Source organism: Amycolatopsis sp. NPDC058278, from assembly GCF_042881395.1.
GTDB lineage: Bacteria > Actinomycetota > Actinomycetes > Mycobacteriales > Pseudonocardiaceae > Amycolatopsis.
In genome coordinates, this window is record NZ_JBHVXZ010000065.1 from 1 (window position 1) to 15,444 (window position 15,444).

The following is a 15,444-nucleotide window of genomic DNA, read 5'->3' on the forward strand; positions in this document are numbered from 1 at the left end:
ATCAACGCGTTCGCCATCACCTTCGGTGACCGCTGGCCGGGAGCCGAAACCTACTGATCAACAACGCCGGAAACACCGATCACGAGATAGGCCCCCGCCGAGGTGTATCCCTCGGCCGCGTCAGTGGCAGCTTCGGCGCGAAGCGCGACGAGCACCGAGACCGGGGCGATGTCCTGGACACATTCGATGTAGAGCTCGTAGCCCGTTGACGCAGCGATCGAGTGGCGAGCTCGTTCGATGGCCTCGTCGGCGCCAGTCGCCGCGTCGTTGTCTTGATCACGCAGTGTGATTAGACGGTACGAAGGGACTGTGACCAGCTGCCAGGTGCGACCGTGGCCGGGCTCGGTGGGGTCGGGCATGGCGTCATTGTGTCGTGCGGGACCGGGACTGGCGACGGCAGCGGTTCCCGGATGGTTCACAGAGCTCCGTGGTCGGATGATCACCGGCGGATGTGCGAGAGTGCTCGGCCATGAACCATCTCGAACAGCTTCGGAGTACGGCGATCGAGCGCGGCATCCCGACCGAAGCGGCCGACCGGATCGGCCGCTTTCTCCGGGTGGCGATCTGGGTGTGCAATGCCAACCGGTACGGCGTCGGATCGGCCGATCGGCACGGTGGCGTGGTCGGACAGAACGGCGGGCTGCCCCGCCTGCCGGTCGGCACGGAATGGCCGTACGCCGACATCAGCGGCCTGGGCCGGTTGCCGCTTCCGTTCATCGCCTCGCTCGACTGCGCGAAGCTGCCGCGGGCCGACGCCCTCGAGCTCCCGGCGGACGGGACGCTGCTGTTCTTCTTGGCGCACGAGCACGCTCTGCACGCACACGACGAGCACGAGTTCGCCCGGGTCGTCCACATTCCGGCCGGAACCGCCACCGCGCAGGTGGAACAGCCGCCACCCCACGACGACGACTGGTTCGAATCGGGTTTCCTCCGGCCGCAGTCCGACCTCGTCGCGCTGGTCCAGCCGGAGATGCCGGGCTGGTTCGACGAACCCGGGAACCTCGAGTTCCAGTCGGACGTCGTCCGGCTGCAGGTGGGCGACACCGCCCACCTCGAAGATCTCCGCACCTTGTTCAACGAGCTCTGGCCGCAGGCGACGACGGGCGCCGACCTCTACCTCGGCGGCTATTCGATGGAGTTGGGCATCGGCGAAAACGCCGAGTACGGCATGGCGGAGGACTCGATCGCGCACGACGTGCCCGACCGCGACCGGCTCGTGGAGGAGGAGACAGCCCGGCTGATGAGCGAGTGGATACCGCTGGCCCAGTTCCAGCTGGAGGACCAGGTACACGTCGGCCGCTTCCTGATCCGCCACGAAGACCTGGCCGCCCGACGCTTCGACCGAGTTCGGTCGCTGACCATGTTCACGGAGTAGACGAGGTCCACGCAGCGAGCCGAAGGCACAAGAGCGGCACGCCTGAGCGACAACCCCTCACCGCTCTTTCTCGGCTCGGTGACGGGACCAAGCGCCGGCGTCGGTGGTGTAGCGGACGAGCAGCCGCGCGAACTGGGTGCGTTCCTCCGGCGACCACCCGGCCGTGATGCCCTCGAACGCCGCGCGCTGCTCGGCGGCGAACCGGGCTCGCTCGGCCTCGCCGTGTTCGGTGAGCTCGAGCACCGTCCGGCGGCCGTCGGCCTGGGAGGCCGCCCGCCGCAGCAGGCCGTCGGCGATGCAGGCCGCGACCGTCCGGCTGGCCACCGGCTGCACCACGCCCATCTCCGCGGCGAGCCCGCCGACCGTCATCTCACCCGGAGCGTCGGCGACCACGTTCAGCACCAGGTTCCGCGAGACGTCACGGCTCGTGGCCGGCGTGCGGCGGCGCAGCCGGGACAGGGCCGGCCCGATCTGGTCCAGCAGGGCGTCTTCGGCGGAACTGCTCACCTCCCGGATCGTAGTACCTCCGGCATTTGCATACCAGAGAAAAACTGCATAGCATCGGGTATGTAACTGCGAACGAGAAAGCGAGGCCGCCATGGCCACCACTGCCGTCACCGGCGCCCGGGTGTTCGACGGGGAGAAGACGCTGGGAGTGCAGACCGTCGTCCTCGACGGCCGGAAGATCAGCCAGGTCGGCGGCGACGTACCCGACGGCGCCGAGGTCGTCGACGGCCGGGGTGCCACCCTGCTGCCCGGCCTGATCGACGCGCACGTCCACTCCGCCCCCGGCTCCCTCGCACTGGCCCTGCAGTTCGGCGTCACCACCGAACTGGAGATGCAGGGCATGAACACCCGGGAGAACCGCGCGCACATCACCGAGGACGACACGGTTGCCGACGTCCGGTCGGCAGGCTTCGGCATCACCCCACCCGGCGGTCACCCCAGCGAGCTCATGCCCGAAGGGTTCCGGCCGGCCGGCAACCTGCCGCCGGTGATGCCGCTGATGCCGTTCTCCACCACCCCGGAAGAGGCGGCCGCGTACGTACCGCAGCTCCTGGCGCGCGGCTCCGACTACATCAAGTTCATGGTCGACGACGGCAGCGTCGAGGGCCACCCCGGGCTGCCGATGCTCGACCAGGCCACGCTCAATGCGGGCGTCGCCGAGGCCAAGAAGTACGGCGCCCTCACCGTCGCGCACACGCTGACGCTCGACGCCACCCGCATGGCCGTCGAAGCCGGGGTCGACGGCGTCGTGCACGTGTTCATGGATCGCCCGCACACCACGGAAATCGTGGACCTGATCGCCGGGTCGGGGATGTTCGTCGTCCCGTGTGTCTGCCTCGACGCGTCGATGATGGGCATCACCGGCAGTGCACTGGCCGACGACCCCCGGGTCGCCCGCCGCCTCGACGACAAGTGGGAAAAGACCCTGCGGTCGAGCTACAACCGCTACCCCCAGGGCAGGCTCGAGGACGTTCTGGAGACCGTACAGGCACTGGCCGCAGCGGGCGTGGACCTGCTGGCCGGCACCGACGCCTCCATGGCCGAAACCTTCTTCGGCGGCCTGGCCCACGGAGCCAGCCTGCACCACGAACTGCAGTACCTCGTGACCGCCGGCCTGACTCCCGCCCAAGCATTGCGCGCCGCGACGGCAACCACAGCCCGCCGCTTCGGCCTCGGCGACCGAGGCCGCATCGCCGAAGGACTCCGCGCCGACCTGCTGCTCGTGGACGGTGACCCCACGGAGAAAATCGGCGACACGCTCAACACCCGAGCCATCTGGCGACGCGGCAGCCGGCTGGAGAACTCGTGACAGCCACCGGCTTCCGTGCCCGAGGTATCGGCCTGCCGTTGAGCCGCTGCTCAACCTCCGGGGCGACGTGGGCGCAAGTCTCGACGACCCGATTGTCCAGATGATGCCCGAGCCGACGGGCCTGGGCGATCTCCGGAGCGCCGTCGGCGATCAGCCACGTCTTGATGGCGGCCGACGCCCTGACAGCCCACGCCGTTCTCCCTCACCCGGGGTCAGCGTCGTGCGGCGATTCTCCTCCGCAGGTAGTCGACAACCTTGTCCTGAAGAACGTTGTCCTCGAATCTTCCCTGCTCGTCTTCGAACGATACGACCGTCAAATCGTCGCTCATCATGCCGTCGAACTCGAAGTCGTCCACCTCGACGGTGATCCACCAGTTCCACGTGATGGTCGGCCCGGGTTCGGGATCGGGATTGATTTCGATCAGCAAGCGAACGCCAGGAAATTCGCTCGACAACTGCGCCGTCCACTGATCGCGCAGTGCAAGCATGACCGGACGGTCCCGCTGCCACCTACTGGTCATGGTCAATGCCAACCCGACTTCCCATAGCCCACTTTTCCATGGAAGAGATCGTAGTGGCGCTTGCCACCTTGATCCGGTGCCTAGAAACCCTCGAACAAAGCGACTGCCTGCTCGTAGTCCCCGTCGCGGAACGCCTTCGGCGGCAGGATGAAGTGCACGTAGCCGCCATCGCCGAGGTCGTGGTGCCCGATGGTGATGAGGTGGCGGTACGGCTCTTTCAGCTGGGTGAAGCTGTTCTCCAGGTGCGGCCAGCCGAACGCCTGGTCGGGCGAGAAAAAGACGTCCTCGTACTTGTACAGGCCCTGCTCACGCTCACAGAACTCGAGCCAGGGATCGCCGAGGCGGTCCGAAGCCAGCCAGCCCGGCGCCGACCGGTAGTAGAGGGAATCTTCCGTTTCTCCGCCGTAGTCCACCGTGTCGAGGATCGGGTCGTAGGAGACTCCGTGCATCGAGGGCAATGTCACGACGGGCACCGCGTAGAACGGCTCCGGGGCGTGGATCGATGCCGGTGCGGGTGCTGCCTCCTCGATCGCCAGTGCCGGGTCCGCCGGGATGATCCGGCAGCATCGCGGGTCGTCCAAGTCCAGGAGGGGCGCGCCCTCGAGCACGTATCCGCGCCGGATGTCCGGGTCGAAGTAGAAGATGTTCAGCAGCCCGTCGGGTGGGCGCTCGTCACCGAGCCAGGAGCCGAGCGCCTCGACGTCCAGGACGGCGAACAGGCTGAGCGGAACGCCGTCGTGCTCGGGCCACGGCGTGCCGGGATTCAGCAACGCCGGACCGCCCCACCTGCCGAGGCCGGCCGCGGTGATGCCCGGCTTCACCGGACGCAGCCCGAACCCGGGTTTCGCCAGTGCCGCGACCTGTGTCCCGACATGCTCGCCCAGATGCTCGACGCACAGCTCCCGCACCCTCTCGCAGGCTTCCTCAAAGCTCACCCGGCTCATCATGACATCATGCTCGCAGCCGTACCGTCACCACGCCTGTGGCAGCCTGAACCCGGCACTCCACTGTGGATTCACCCTCCTCAACGAAGCCCAGCGCCACGGCGGCGAAGACGAACCCGGTCCGCGACGACCGGAACGTCGGTCAGCTGCCGGACCGCCTCGGCGATCTCTTCGGACGTCGCGTCCACGGTATGCGTGAACACGACGAAGGTGCTTCCGTACCACTTCCTCTGCCACCGCGCACCCCAGCGCGACGACGCCCCACGCCGGGACAGCGGATCGAACACCGCGACCGCGGGCACGCTCACTCCCGGACGGGGCACGAACGCCACCACCCGATGACGACCCGGCACGGCGAAATACAGCCAGCGCGGCCGAAGCCGGCTGACCCGCACCTGCGCGAGCGCCGACCACGGCACCAGGTCGAACCCGCGCGCCTCGACACCGTCCGGTCCGCAGCGCAGCTGCCACGGCTTCCCCCGCGACCGCATGAGCGACACGGTGCCGATCGCCAGCACTACGACGAAAACCGCGGGGCAGGCGATCGCCAGCCACGGCTCCAGCAGGCCCCGCACCGCGATGAAAACCTCGAACACGAGGAATCCGACCAGCACGCCGAGCGCCGGCAGCTGGCCCCTGACCGACGGTTTCAGCAACAGCGTCCTTGACGACTCCACGTCCACCCCCTCGTTCACGCACAGCAGCGCTTCAGCAGCGCGATCCGCAGCGTGTCGCCGCTGGGTGGCAGCGGCCGGATCAGGAACCGGCGCCCCCAGTGCCTTCCTCGGGTGACCACGGACCGCATCTACCCGGGACAAGCCTTCCACAGGAGCGCCGTGAGAAACATCCGCTCTCGCCGCATGTCGGTAGTTGATATGGCCGAGGCGCCGCCGGCCACTCAGGGTCAGAGCTCCCGGACGTGCAGCAGTGACCGGACGTTCAGTTGTCGTCGGACCTGATGGCTGCTCAGCGCATCGACCACCGTCGCAGCACCGAGCCAGGTGGCCCCGGCATCCTGGGTCAACAGGTGGGCACCACAGGCCTGCCCGCCGGTCTCTATCCAGTCGTCGACGAACAGCACTCGATCGCCACTGTTGACCAAGCTCTTGCGGAAACCGAGAGTGAGGTGACGGTCTCGATAGTCCGGTGGCGTGGTTCGCTGCAACCAGACGTCACTATCGCTCGACCCCACGCGGTCCTTGCGAACCTCAACGAACCCGACGTCGAAGCTCAGAGCCACGAGGGGCCCCAAGAGACAGCCCCGAGATTCCGGCCCGAGGACGACCGTGGGTCGCTCGCCCGCGAACAGCTGCGCCAGCGCGGGACCGAGGCACTTGAGCAGATCGGATCGACGCCACCAACCTGTGACGTCGGCATAGCGATGCCGATCCGTGCGATCGCCCCGCCAGGTGAACGCACCACGAAGCCCGGACTTCACCTCTTCCAGCCGCACGTCCACAGACACCGGCCCATGATCGCGTCGACGGCTTCTGCAAGCAATCGGGTTTACCTCACCTGCCAGACGTGTCCGCTTTCTCGGACCGGTGACCGCGGTCCGGCGACGCACTCTTCTGCCGGCGAGCGGACGGGGCCCCATCCGCGAACGCCGCCGGTGGTCAACGAAGCTGTCCACCCTGGTGGATTCCGGTTTTCCGGAGTGGCGAACGCCTGCCAGCCTGGTGGTCGGCGGAGCGGCGGGACGGAAAGCTCGGGTCCGTCCCCATCACCGCAGCCGAAGGAATCCCGCATGCGCAGCTCTCGTTTCGTCCTACAGGTGGCGGCCACCTTCGTGGGCACATCCTCACTGCGGGGGACCGATCGCCCTCGCGGTCGACGATTTCTTGGCGAAGATGCGTCACGTCGAAGGCTTCTGGGAAGCGCTCCGAAGTGCCGAGCAGAGCCAGCCCACATAGCTGACTGCTCTCCCCGACCGGGTCGTCTCAGGGCAGTTGATCGCGTCGAGTTCGGATGGCGTCAGCGACCGGCCTACGGCCGAAGCACCAGGTCGGCGCTATGGTCCACGCAGCGCTGCCGGGGACGGGGCAGGCCGCGAGCGAGTAGCGCTCGGTCGAGGTGGCGGTACAGGCCTCCGAGGTCGACCGGGCCTGGGCCGTCGACGAGGAGCCGCACGAGTTCGCCGGTGAACTCGGTGTTGCGGGCGTCCACGCGGTAGGCGGCTTTGGCCGTGCGGTTGGTGGCGGTCAACAGGTGCAGGTCGGCGGCGGCGGGAGAGTCCATGGCCAGACCGGAGTAGCAGCAGTCCAGGATGACGACCCGGTGCCGGGCAGCTGCGCGCTTTATGATCTCCAGTACGGAGTCCACGGGCAGAGAGGTGCGACGGGCGTCCCGTGGGGTGTCCACCGAACCGGGCAGGGCCAGGCACAGGCGGTCGTATTGGTCGCGCAGGCCGTGTCCGGCGTAGTAGAACAGCAGCAGGTCCGCCGGGGACGACGCGCACCGGTCGAGCGGGTCGAGTACGAGGTGGGCGGCGGTCGGGTCGGTGACCGTGTGCATGCCGCTGGGGTCGACGACCTCGGTGAGGGCGTCGAACAGGTCGGTGAGGTTGGCGGCGGCCTGGTCCAGCTGGGGCAGGCCCTGGGTGTAGGTGCAGGTACCGACCAGCACGGCACGGGAGTCGAACACTCAGTCCTCGTCCAGCAGCCGCACGATCTGGTCCAGCAGCGCCTCGGCGTCCTGCGGGGCCTCGACGTTGATCTCGAGCGGTTTTCCTTTGTGGCTGGCGGAGATCCGCAAGCTGATCTTGCGTGCCTTGACCCGCTCGGTCAGCCAGGTGAAGAACGGCCGGGCCAGCGGGGCGGTGGCGGCCAGCACGACGGCTGCGTCGGCGGCGCCGCCCAGCTCGCCCTCGGCGGGGCCGACCATGCGGAGGCTGACGCTGCCCCGCAGGTCCTCCTCCAGCCAGGCGACCAGGTCGCGGGCGTCGCGGTCGCGCTCGGCGGGGGCGCCCTCGAACTCGAAAAGAACCTCGTGCACTGCGGTCACCTTTCGGCGGCGGTGGTACCGGGACGGCGGCGCCGCCCCGCGGTCTCGAACAACGGCAGGTGGCCTGGCACCTCGTAAGGCAGCCTGAACGCGGCGGCGGCCTCGTCCAGGTCGCACAGGTCGCACAGAATGCGCTCGGTGTCCCGCAGGCTGCCAGGAGGGGAGCCCTGGCCGTAACTGTGGTCGAGCCAGTCCCGGTTGAGCGCGGCGAGGTTGCGCCAGGCGGCGGCGAGCTCGGCGGCGGGTGGCCGGCGGACCACCCCGCCGCCGACGGTGTCGGCGACGAGGTCGGCGAAGCCGTAGGACACAGGTCCTTGAGACGCAAGGGAAATGCGGGTGCGGAAGCAGAGCCCGGCAGTGTAGCGGGTGGCAGCCCGGACGTAGAGCGGGGCCGCACGCTGGGCGAACCGGTCGGGTGGTGGGGGCACCGGCCAGAGCGGGTTGGCGAAGCCGGGCCGGGCAAGGTGGTCGTACTCCTCGACCAGCCGCCGCAGCTCACCTGCCAGGGCTGCGGAGGGCGCGTACGGCTCCAGGTACACGCTGAGCACGGTGGGCTGGGGCATCCGCGCCAGCTCGTGCCACAGCGGTTCCCAGGACCGGTCCTCGGGCAGCAGAGGGGACACGGCGAAGCAGACCTGCCGCCCCGTGTCGCGCCTCGAGCACGGCGCCCAGTCCAGCCGCTTGCGCACCTCGAAACTGCCCCGGCCGTCCAGCGGGCCGGGCACAAGCCGATTGCTGATCTCGTGCTCGTCGAGCACCGGCTCGGCCAGTACGTGCGCGGGCGCGGCGGCGAGCCGGTCCCGCAGCCGCACCGCTGCCTGCTCGGCCAACCGGGGGTCTGGGTCCTGCACCCGGCCCAGCAGGGTGCAGGACACCAGCCGGGTCGCCGGGTCGTTGCTGAACCGCAGTTCCCAGCGGGCGTGCGACTCGGTGTTCCACTGGCCGGCGAGCCAGGCGCGCTCGCGGGCGGTGGACTGCGTGCGCCGCTGGGGCTCGGCCACGTCGGCGTACGCGCGGGTGTCGGCCAGCTTCGGGGCGGGGCCCACGTGCAGGCCGACCCACGCCCAGCTCATCTGTGCCGAGCTCTCCAGCAGCACGCCAGGAGTGGTCACGGCGTCTGGGGTCCCGGCGTGGCGTGCCGTCCGGTGTCCGGCGGCACCGCCTGCTGGTAGCCCCCGGGCGCCGGCGCGCTGGCGAACTCTCCGTCCTCCACGACCGGCATGCCGTAGGGAAAGCCGTACTGCTCGGGCACCTGGAGGCCGTCCACGGCCACGATCAGGCCTTCACGGCAGGCGGCGTGCACGGCCTCGCGCATGGCCCGCGCCCGCTCGGCGCGCAGCATGGCGATCTCCGGGTCGTTGTGGCCGGCCATGCCACGCACGATACCGACCAGGAACTGGCCGATCAGCGTGCTCCCACGCCGCGAGCGCCACATCAGCCAGCCCAGGTAGATGCTGGTGCCGTAGCTGAACACCGAGACGTACACCCGGAAATCGCCCTCGGTGACGACCAGCCGGTTGCTGTGGTGCAGGGGACCGAACCCGGTGCGGATGCGCCGTGCGCCGCCGCCGACGGGCAGCTGGCGCTCCCGCAGCGTGCCCGCGATCTGGCTGTACACGGCAGGCGCGAACTCGGCGCGATCGGCCAGCAACACCCGCCATTCGGAGATCGGTTCGGGCAGCTTGGTCAACAGCACCACCAGGAAGAAGGCCAGGACGGCCAGCAGGGTGCCGATCGTATAGAGCACAGCGGAAGCGCCCAGCCCGGAGCTGCTGAGCCGGCTGGAGGACACGCTGCCCAGGCCGACCAGGAAGGCGATCAGCGCGAACACCAGCCATACCGCGCCCGAGGCCACGGCCGCGCGCGCCCAGAGCCGGAACACGACCCGCCAGCTCACGGTGTCGTCCAGGGACAGGTCCATCGGCCGATGCCGCAGGGTCTTGTCCAGGTAGGCGGCGTTGCCGTCGCCCCCTCGCCAGCCCGGCATGGGCTGGGCTTGCTCTTCGATCACGGCGGGTCCTTCCCAGGGGCGGCGTGCAATCACTGGGAAAGTAGCGATCACCTTCTGTTCCGTTATTGAACTCGCACGCATTCACCCTGATGTCGTAACGGGATCCTGATGAATAGGGACTTGCGTGATCGACAGGGTCACCCCGGTGCAGGGCTATCACCTCGGTCGCGATGGACACGGCGGTCTTTGCCGGGGTGGCCGCGCCCAGGTCCAGCCCGGCAGCTCCGCCAAGAACCGCGATAGGGCTACCTCTCGGTGAAGTCCGATTCCCCTGCCTGCATGCTGCCCGACTGGCTCCAAGCCCGGCGGTCGTGTGCCGCCCGCCTTTGTTCGAAACAAACGCGAGCAGTCCCTCTCGCCGAAGGTATCTGCCCGTGGTCACCCTAGGTGGAGACTTCGTCTTCTCGGCGTCGGTGGATCACGACATTCGCCGTCCGGCGGTTCGCTGCACCGACCACCATGCGAGACATCCGGACGAGGGAGCACATGGTCGTCAGTCTGGGTGGTTCGGCGGTGCTGACCGCAATCGATCACCGGGTCACAGAGGTTACGAGTCTCGGTAAAGATCACCTCGAGGCTGACGCCGGCAGCGACCGGATGACCGTTGGGCGACGTGCCACGACCACGAGCGACCCTGCAAAACGCGCGCTCCTGCCGACGTGCGCGCGTTGACGCGGGAACCCCGACACCTCCCGTCGAGGCGTGAGTTCCCCGGACCCGGCCCGACTCGAACGGGCTGCCACCTGCACCATGCGACGGGCAGGACGCACCCTTACCGGGTAGACGCGCCTCGGGCGAGCTCTCCGTGATGGTAGGTCGGAGGCCTAGCCTCAGCGACCGAGTTTCGTCCCGTAGTGATTCGCACGCCCATGCCGCTGATCGAGCGTTCACGTCCTGTCATGGCTCCCCTCTGTGTCAAGCAGGCGAGGAGGCCGCTGTCCTATCCTTGTGGTTGGCAGGTTCGGGAAGTGACTGATCCGAAGTGTTGACCACGGGCTTCTGCTATGTGGCGTCAAGGGTTGTTGGTGTGTGGGTGTTGCTGGAGTGTGCGGAAGAGTTGGCGGGCGATGATCCGTTTGAGGCAGCGTTTGATCTCGCGGCGGGTTTTGCCTTCGGCCAGTCGGTGGGTGATGTAGGCGCGGGTTGCGGGGTCGATCCGGCTGCGGGTCAGGAGCAGTTTCGCGCAGTAGGTGATCTGGGCGTCGCTGGTCTGTCCTCGCAGTTCCGCGCGGAGGTTCTCGGGTGCGGAGACGATCAGCGCTTTGAGGTGGTTGATCGCGTCGGTGCGGGCGGAGACCGCCCCGGCTCGCGTGTTGAGCAGGACGCGGAGGGCTTCGCGTTGCCCGCGGCTGCGCGGTTCGATCAGGCGGTCGCTGCTGAGGATTTCCCGGGCGGCTCGGACGGCGTCGAGGGCGTCGCTTTTGCGGGCGCCGCGCCGCGGTGGACGCTTGGGGCGGCAGACTTCGACGACCCGTTCGCCTTGTTCGGTGAGGAATGCGGTGAGTCCGGCGCCGTAGCTGCTGGTTCCCTCAACGGCCCAGCACCGCCGGTCAGGCACCTGTGTTCGAGCGAAGTCCAGCAGTTGCTGATAGCCCACGGCGCTGGCCGGGGCGTCGGCATGTCCCAGCGTGGCACCGACCGCGGTGACCGCAGCCGCGGCGAGTGTGTCGCGGTGGGTGTCGACGCCGATGACGCCTTCGAGCGACTCGAACAGCATGCTCACGCGATACCGTCTAGCAGACGACGTTGTCGATGGGCGTCGGCCGGGGCGGGCACCCAGGCGAAACCGTGACGAGTCACGCCGAGAGAGGCGGACGGGCTGCTTATCTGGCCACTGGGTGGGCCAGGCCGGCCCGAACAGCTTGGGAGACGAGTCATAGGCAAGGCACGTTCGAAACGGCCGGATTGTCAACGATTCATCCCGCACCGCCGGACCATCCTGACAGCGTCCTGCGGCGGCGAGCATTTTCGCCGCCGACACCCTCGAACGGCAGGGCCACGCCCACCATGCCGGTTGGTACAGACTCCAGCGACGTAATCACGGTGGCCGAGCAGCGTCGGTTGCCACGCCAGGTGCAGCGGGCGGTCCGCGCCGCGCACGGCGGCAGCCGGCCTGAAGTCGCCTGAGCGGCAAGGCGACGGTGTGTCGGCTGCGCGCGGCTCGTACCGGCCGTGTGCCTGCCCTTCCGCGCTACCAGCCGGATTCGAGCGGATCAGCTGCACGGGCTTCCGTTGAGGGTGAAGGCGGCGGGGTTGGTGTCGTTGGCCGCCCAGGTGCCCTGGAGGCCGAACTGGACGTTGCCACCGGCGGCGATGGTCGCGTTGTAGCTCACGTTCGTGGCGGTGACGGCCTGGCCGTTCTGAGTGATGGTGGCGTTCCAGGCGTTGGTGATCTTCTGATCGCCGGGGAAGCTCCACCTGAGCGACCAGCCGTTGACCGCGCTGGCGCCGATGTTGGTGACGGTCAGGTTCGCGGACAACCCCCCGCCCCACTCGTTCCTCACGTAGGAAACCTGGCACGTCCCGCCGCCGGTCGAGCCGCCGCCAACGGTCCAGGTGAACGACGCGGACCCGGACGCGCTGGTCGGGTCGGTGGCCGTGACCGTCACGTTGGACGTGCCCGCGGTGGTCGGCGTGCCGGTGATCAGACCGGTGGCGGAGTCGATCGACAGACCGGCGGGCAGGCCGGTGGCGCGGTAGGTGAGCGCCTGTCCGGACGCCGAGTCGGTGGCGCGGATCTGGACCGAGGTGATCGGGGTGCCGGTGACGGCGGTCTGGTTGCCCGGGTTCGTGACGGTGATCGTGTTGCCGCTGCCGGAGTTGCCATCCAGACCCATGAAGTGGATGGCGTAGGCGGCCATCCCGGAACCCTGGATCGGCAGCTGGTGCCCGGCGCCGACGATGCTGTACGCCTCGACCTGGGTCATGCCGGAGCTGTTGTTGTAGCGCGTCCTGTTCCATTTGGCGACCGGCGTGTCGGTGGACGACGGGGTCTGGCTCACCCCGAGGACGTTCGTCCACTGTTTGATTTCTTCGCCGAGATTGTTGTAGTTCAGCGTGGTGTCCGCCGTCCCGTGCCACAGCTGCATACGGGGGCGCGGCCCGTTGTAGCCGGGATCGGCGTTGCGCACCAGGTCGCCCCACTGCTGCGGCGTCATCGAGACCTGACCTCCGGCGCAGGGACCGTTCCAGCCCTTGACCGAGTTGGTGTAGAAGCAGTGGTAGGGCACGCCCATGAACGCTGCGCCGGCCTTGAACACGTCAGGGTAGTCGGCGGCCATGACGTTGGTCATCATGCCGCCCGACGACTCACCGGTGACGTACAGGGCGTTCGGGTTGCCGCTGTAGTGCTGCTCGGTGTAGGTGATCATCGACATCAGGCCGACCGGGTCGCTGCCGCCGTTGCGCGTCAGTGCCTGGTTCGAGGAGACGTCCCAGCAACTGCCGCCGGGGTTCGTCGACGGGTAGATGACGATGAACCCGTACTGGTCGGCCAGCGACCCGAAATCGGTGCTGGAGTACAGGTAGGGCCCTGATCCCTGACAGCCGTGCAGTGCCAGCAGGATCGGCGGATTCGGTTTGACCTTGTTCGGCACGTACAGGTACATCTGCAGGCCGCTGGGATTGTTGCCGAAGTTCGTGATCTGCGTCAGTGAGGCGGCGGCGGCCTGGGGAGCAGCCTGCACGCTCAAGCCCGCGCTGGCAGCGATCGCGAGGACCGAGCCGAGAATCCAGGATTTCCGGGACCGCGACCTGAACATGGGACCTCCTCGTCCGGAAACCAGCGGCCTGACAGCGCAAACGCGGCATCGTCCTGCTGCCCACCAGTGACGGCACGCGAGTTCAGGAATGTTCGTCCGGCGCGCCGCGACAGGTCAAGAGTCTGGTGGGTCGACGTTCGATGTGGCTCACGTTCCCCGGCCCGACCTGGTATTTCCTTGTCCACCCGAAGCTGCGCACCCGCCGGCTGGCCTGAAAGTTGCATCCGTGCCCGTCGCGGCCCGCGGGTCGGTGTCGTTCGGCTTCCAGGGCGCCTGGCCGAGTTCGAACGAACCACCCGCCGTGAAATTTCCTCGGATACACTCAGTTCAGGCCCAGATGAAGAACTTCAAGATCCTCCGCGGCCCAGCACCCCGAGCGGGGTCCGCGACGTCGGCCGGGAGCAGGAGCGGGCCACCGAACCGGCCCGTCCCCGTCCTGCGTCAACCGGGCACAGGGGCGGGCGACGGCCGACCACCGCGCCACGTCGCCGGCGGGAAGTGGAACCCCTGTTCCCGGCCGGCGGGCGCGGAGCGATGACCCGTCAACGGGTCCCGCCCTGGATGTACGGCGTGATCGCGTCGACATTCGACTTGTCCACGAAGCCGGGGCCGGTCTGCACCGGCTTGCCGCCGCCGAGGGTGTTCCCGTTCTGCGTGTACAGCTTGAGGATCACGATCGGCAGGTAACCCTGCTCGTACTGCTGCTGGTCGACGGCGAAGAGGATGTCCCCGCTCTTGATGCCCGACACCACCTCGTTGTTGAGGTCGAACGTGGCGACCTGGGCCTTCGAGCTCGCCTCCTTCGCCGCGCTGTACGCGCGCGCCGCGATCTGCGAGTTCAGGGTGAGGACCGCGTCGATCGACGGGTTCGCCTGGAGCGCGCCGCGGATGCGCGCCTGGACGTCGTTCGGGTTGTTGATGTCGACCTGCAGCGTGGTCGCGTGGCCGAAGCTCTGCTTCGCACCGTCGCAGCGCTGGTTCTGGCCGATGTTCCCGGCTTCATGGATCACGCACAGCAAGTGCGTCTTGCCCGCGTCCTTCAGCCGCTGTCCCGCGCCCTGCCCGGCGAGTCCTTCGCTCTGCCCGACGTGCGCGATGGCGCCGAACGCCACGCTGGAGTCCTCGCCCGAGTTGATCGTGACGACCGGGATGCCCGCCTTGACCGCATTCTGCACCGACGTCTGCAGTGCCTGCGGATTCGCCATCGAGACCACCAGCCCGCCGACTCTCTGGGCGACGGCGTTGTCGATCAGCTTGGTCTGGGAGAGGGGGTCGCCGTCGGAGTAGTAGGTCACGCTGACGTCCAGGTCCTTCCCTGCCTGGAAAGCGCCGTTCTGCACTACGTTCCAGAACGCATCCCCCAGGCTGCCGTGCGTGACGACCGCGACCTTCAGCTTCCCACCGCTCGGACCCGGCACGCCGGCCGTGGTGGGCTGCTCCGCCTCCGGGCCGCTGCACGCGGTGAGAACCAGGGCGGCCAACGCGGCGACACCGGCCAGGCGCCTCTTGAACGATTGCACAGTCACTCCTTCGGAACCATGAAAATGTTTTGGCGTCAGGAAACCGTCCGCGCGGAATGTCGAACGGAGCAAATCAACGATCGGCGCGGTCCGTAAGGGCGCTCTATCTTCTAGCCTCCGTCGCAGCGGGAGTCAAGGGATTGCACGTCCTCACAGTCCACAGGGAACGTGCCTGGCGCACCAGTCCCATCGGCGGTGCGAAATTCACGGCCTCAGGTGGCCGCGTTCGTGATCGTGCAGCAGAATCCCGATTCCCAGGAGCTAAGGGATGTCTCGTAACCCGGTGAGCGGCCGGCCGGGCCGATAGTTGATCATGTTGGTGTGGTTCAAGTGATCACAGCGTCGCAGCCGGAGTGGATTGCCTCGTTCACCGGGCTCGAACCGGGCCAGTTCCGCAAGCCCGCCAGGTGCGTGCCGGTGACCATTCCTTCGTCGTCACGCACGAAGAACCCGTGCGGTCGTCTCCCCGTCACGCCCCGTTGTTGCCTCGCCG

15 protein-coding genes are annotated in these 15,444 nt (G+C 68.2%); 2 read left to right on the forward strand and 13 right to left on the reverse strand.

Annotated features, from left to right (window positions below; genetic code table 11):
• Window positions 1-50 precede the first annotated feature (50 nt).
• A complete protein-coding gene (locus ACFVYA_RS29465) occupies window positions 51-359 on the reverse strand; it encodes a hypothetical protein (RefSeq protein ID WP_387049564.1) in 309 nt (102 codons plus the stop codon).
• A 110-nt stretch (window positions 360-469) separates the two neighbouring features.
• Here ACFVYA_RS29465 and ACFVYA_RS29470 point away from each other — a divergent pair, with 110 nt between their 5' ends.
• Window positions 470-1,375, forward strand: a complete 906-nt coding sequence (locus ACFVYA_RS29470; RefSeq protein WP_387049566.1) for a DUF1963 domain-containing protein — start codon at window positions 470-472, stop codon at window positions 1,373-1,375.
• Window positions 1,376-1,432: 57 nt separating this feature from the next.
• On the opposite strand, the gene ACFVYA_RS29475 is transcribed toward ACFVYA_RS29470, so the two are convergent.
• Window positions 1,433-1,882, reverse strand: a complete 450-nt coding sequence (locus ACFVYA_RS29475) for a MarR family winged helix-turn-helix transcriptional regulator (RefSeq protein ID WP_387049567.1) — start codon at window positions 1,880-1,882, stop codon at window positions 1,433-1,435.
• Window positions 1,883-1,973: 91 nt separating this feature from the next.
• Here ACFVYA_RS29475 and ACFVYA_RS29480 point away from each other — a divergent pair, with 91 nt between their 5' ends.
• The gene (locus ACFVYA_RS29480) at window positions 1,974-3,191 is read left to right on the forward strand and encodes an amidohydrolase family protein (RefSeq protein ID WP_387049569.1); all 1,218 of its coding nucleotides are present in this window, start codon (window positions 1,974-1,976) and stop codon (window positions 3,189-3,191) included.
• 212 nt (window positions 3,192-3,403) lie between these two features.
• On the opposite strand, the gene ACFVYA_RS29485 is transcribed toward ACFVYA_RS29480, so the two are convergent.
• From ACFVYA_RS29485 to ACFVYA_RS29535, 11 genes are all read right to left on the reverse strand, one after another.
• Complete coding sequence (locus ACFVYA_RS29485; RefSeq protein WP_387049570.1) at window positions 3,404-3,679, reverse strand: hypothetical protein; 276 nt, start codon at window positions 3,677-3,679, stop codon at window positions 3,404-3,406.
• A 113-nt stretch (window positions 3,680-3,792) separates the two neighbouring features.
• Window positions 3,793-4,647, reverse strand: coding sequence for a DUF1963 domain-containing protein (locus ACFVYA_RS29490; protein ID WP_387049572.1), 855 nt, complete (start codon window positions 4,645-4,647; stop codon window positions 3,793-3,795).
• 89 nt (window positions 4,648-4,736) lie between these two features.
• A complete protein-coding gene (locus ACFVYA_RS29495; RefSeq protein WP_387049574.1) occupies window positions 4,737-5,333 on the reverse strand; it encodes a hypothetical protein in 597 nt (198 codons plus the stop codon).
• 227 nt (window positions 5,334-5,560) lie between these two features.
• Complete coding sequence (locus ACFVYA_RS29500) at window positions 5,561-6,121, reverse strand: phosphoribosyltransferase family protein (RefSeq protein ID WP_387049576.1); 561 nt, start codon at window positions 6,119-6,121, stop codon at window positions 5,561-5,563.
• 521 nt (window positions 6,122-6,642) lie between these two features.
• Window positions 6,643-7,299, reverse strand: coding sequence for a caspase family protein (locus ACFVYA_RS29505; RefSeq protein ID WP_285993660.1), 657 nt, complete (start codon window positions 7,297-7,299; stop codon window positions 6,643-6,645).
• Window positions 7,300-7,650 (reverse strand): hypothetical protein, encoded by a 351-nt coding sequence (locus ACFVYA_RS29510; protein WP_387049578.1) that lies wholly within the window; start codon window positions 7,648-7,650, stop codon window positions 7,300-7,302.
• A 5-nt stretch (window positions 7,651-7,655) separates the two neighbouring features.
• Window positions 7,656-8,771, reverse strand: a complete 1,116-nt coding sequence (locus ACFVYA_RS29515) for a hypothetical protein (RefSeq protein WP_387049579.1) — start codon at window positions 8,769-8,771, stop codon at window positions 7,656-7,658.
• Window positions 8,768-9,670: a hypothetical protein gene (locus tag ACFVYA_RS29520; protein WP_285993663.1), complete on the reverse strand. Its 903-nt coding sequence runs from the start codon at window positions 9,668-9,670 to the stop codon at window positions 8,768-8,770. Before ACFVYA_RS29520 ends, ACFVYA_RS29515 begins: the two co-directional genes overlap by 4 nt.
• A gap of 1,012 nt (window positions 9,671-10,682) precedes the next feature.
• Entirely contained in the window at window positions 10,683-11,387 is a 705-nt protein-coding gene (locus ACFVYA_RS29525; protein ID WP_387049648.1) for a transposase, read from the reverse strand.
• A 496-nt stretch (window positions 11,388-11,883) separates the two neighbouring features.
• Window positions 11,884-13,431 carry a PHB depolymerase family esterase gene (locus ACFVYA_RS29530; protein WP_387049581.1) on the reverse strand — a complete coding sequence of 516 codons (1,548 nt, stop codon included), beginning with the start codon at window positions 13,429-13,431 and terminating at the stop codon, window positions 11,884-11,886.
• Between the two features lie 542 nt (window positions 13,432-13,973).
• On the reverse strand, window positions 13,974-14,951 hold the full coding sequence (locus tag ACFVYA_RS29535) for a sugar ABC transporter substrate-binding protein (RefSeq protein WP_387049583.1): 978 nt from the start codon (window positions 14,949-14,951) through the stop codon (window positions 13,974-13,976).
• Window positions 14,952-15,444 lie beyond the last annotated feature (493 nt).

Excerpts from the sequence above, each read along its gene's own strand:
- ACFVYA_RS29480 (WP_387049569.1), top strand. The coding sequence starts at position 1,974 with ATGGCCACCACTGCCGTCACCGGCGCCCGGGTGTTCGACGGGGAGAAG.
- ACFVYA_RS29485 (WP_387049570.1), bottom strand. The coding sequence starts at position 3,679 with ATGCTTGCACTGCGCGATCAGTGGACGGCGCAGTTGTCGAGCGAATTT.
- ACFVYA_RS29530 (WP_387049581.1), bottom strand. The coding sequence starts at position 13,431 with ATGTTCAGGTCGCGGTCCCGGAAATCCTGGATTCTCGGCTCGGTCCTC.
- ACFVYA_RS29465 (WP_387049564.1), bottom strand. The coding sequence starts at position 359 with ATGCCCGACCCCACCGAGCCCGGCCACGGTCGCACCTGGCAGCTGGTC.
- ACFVYA_RS29470 (WP_387049566.1), top strand. The coding sequence starts at position 470 with ATGAACCATCTCGAACAGCTTCGGAGTACGGCGATCGAGCGCGGCATC.
- ACFVYA_RS29525 (WP_387049648.1), bottom strand. The coding sequence starts at position 11,387 with ATGCTGTTCGAGTCGCTCGAAGGCGTCATCGGCGTCGACACCCACCGC.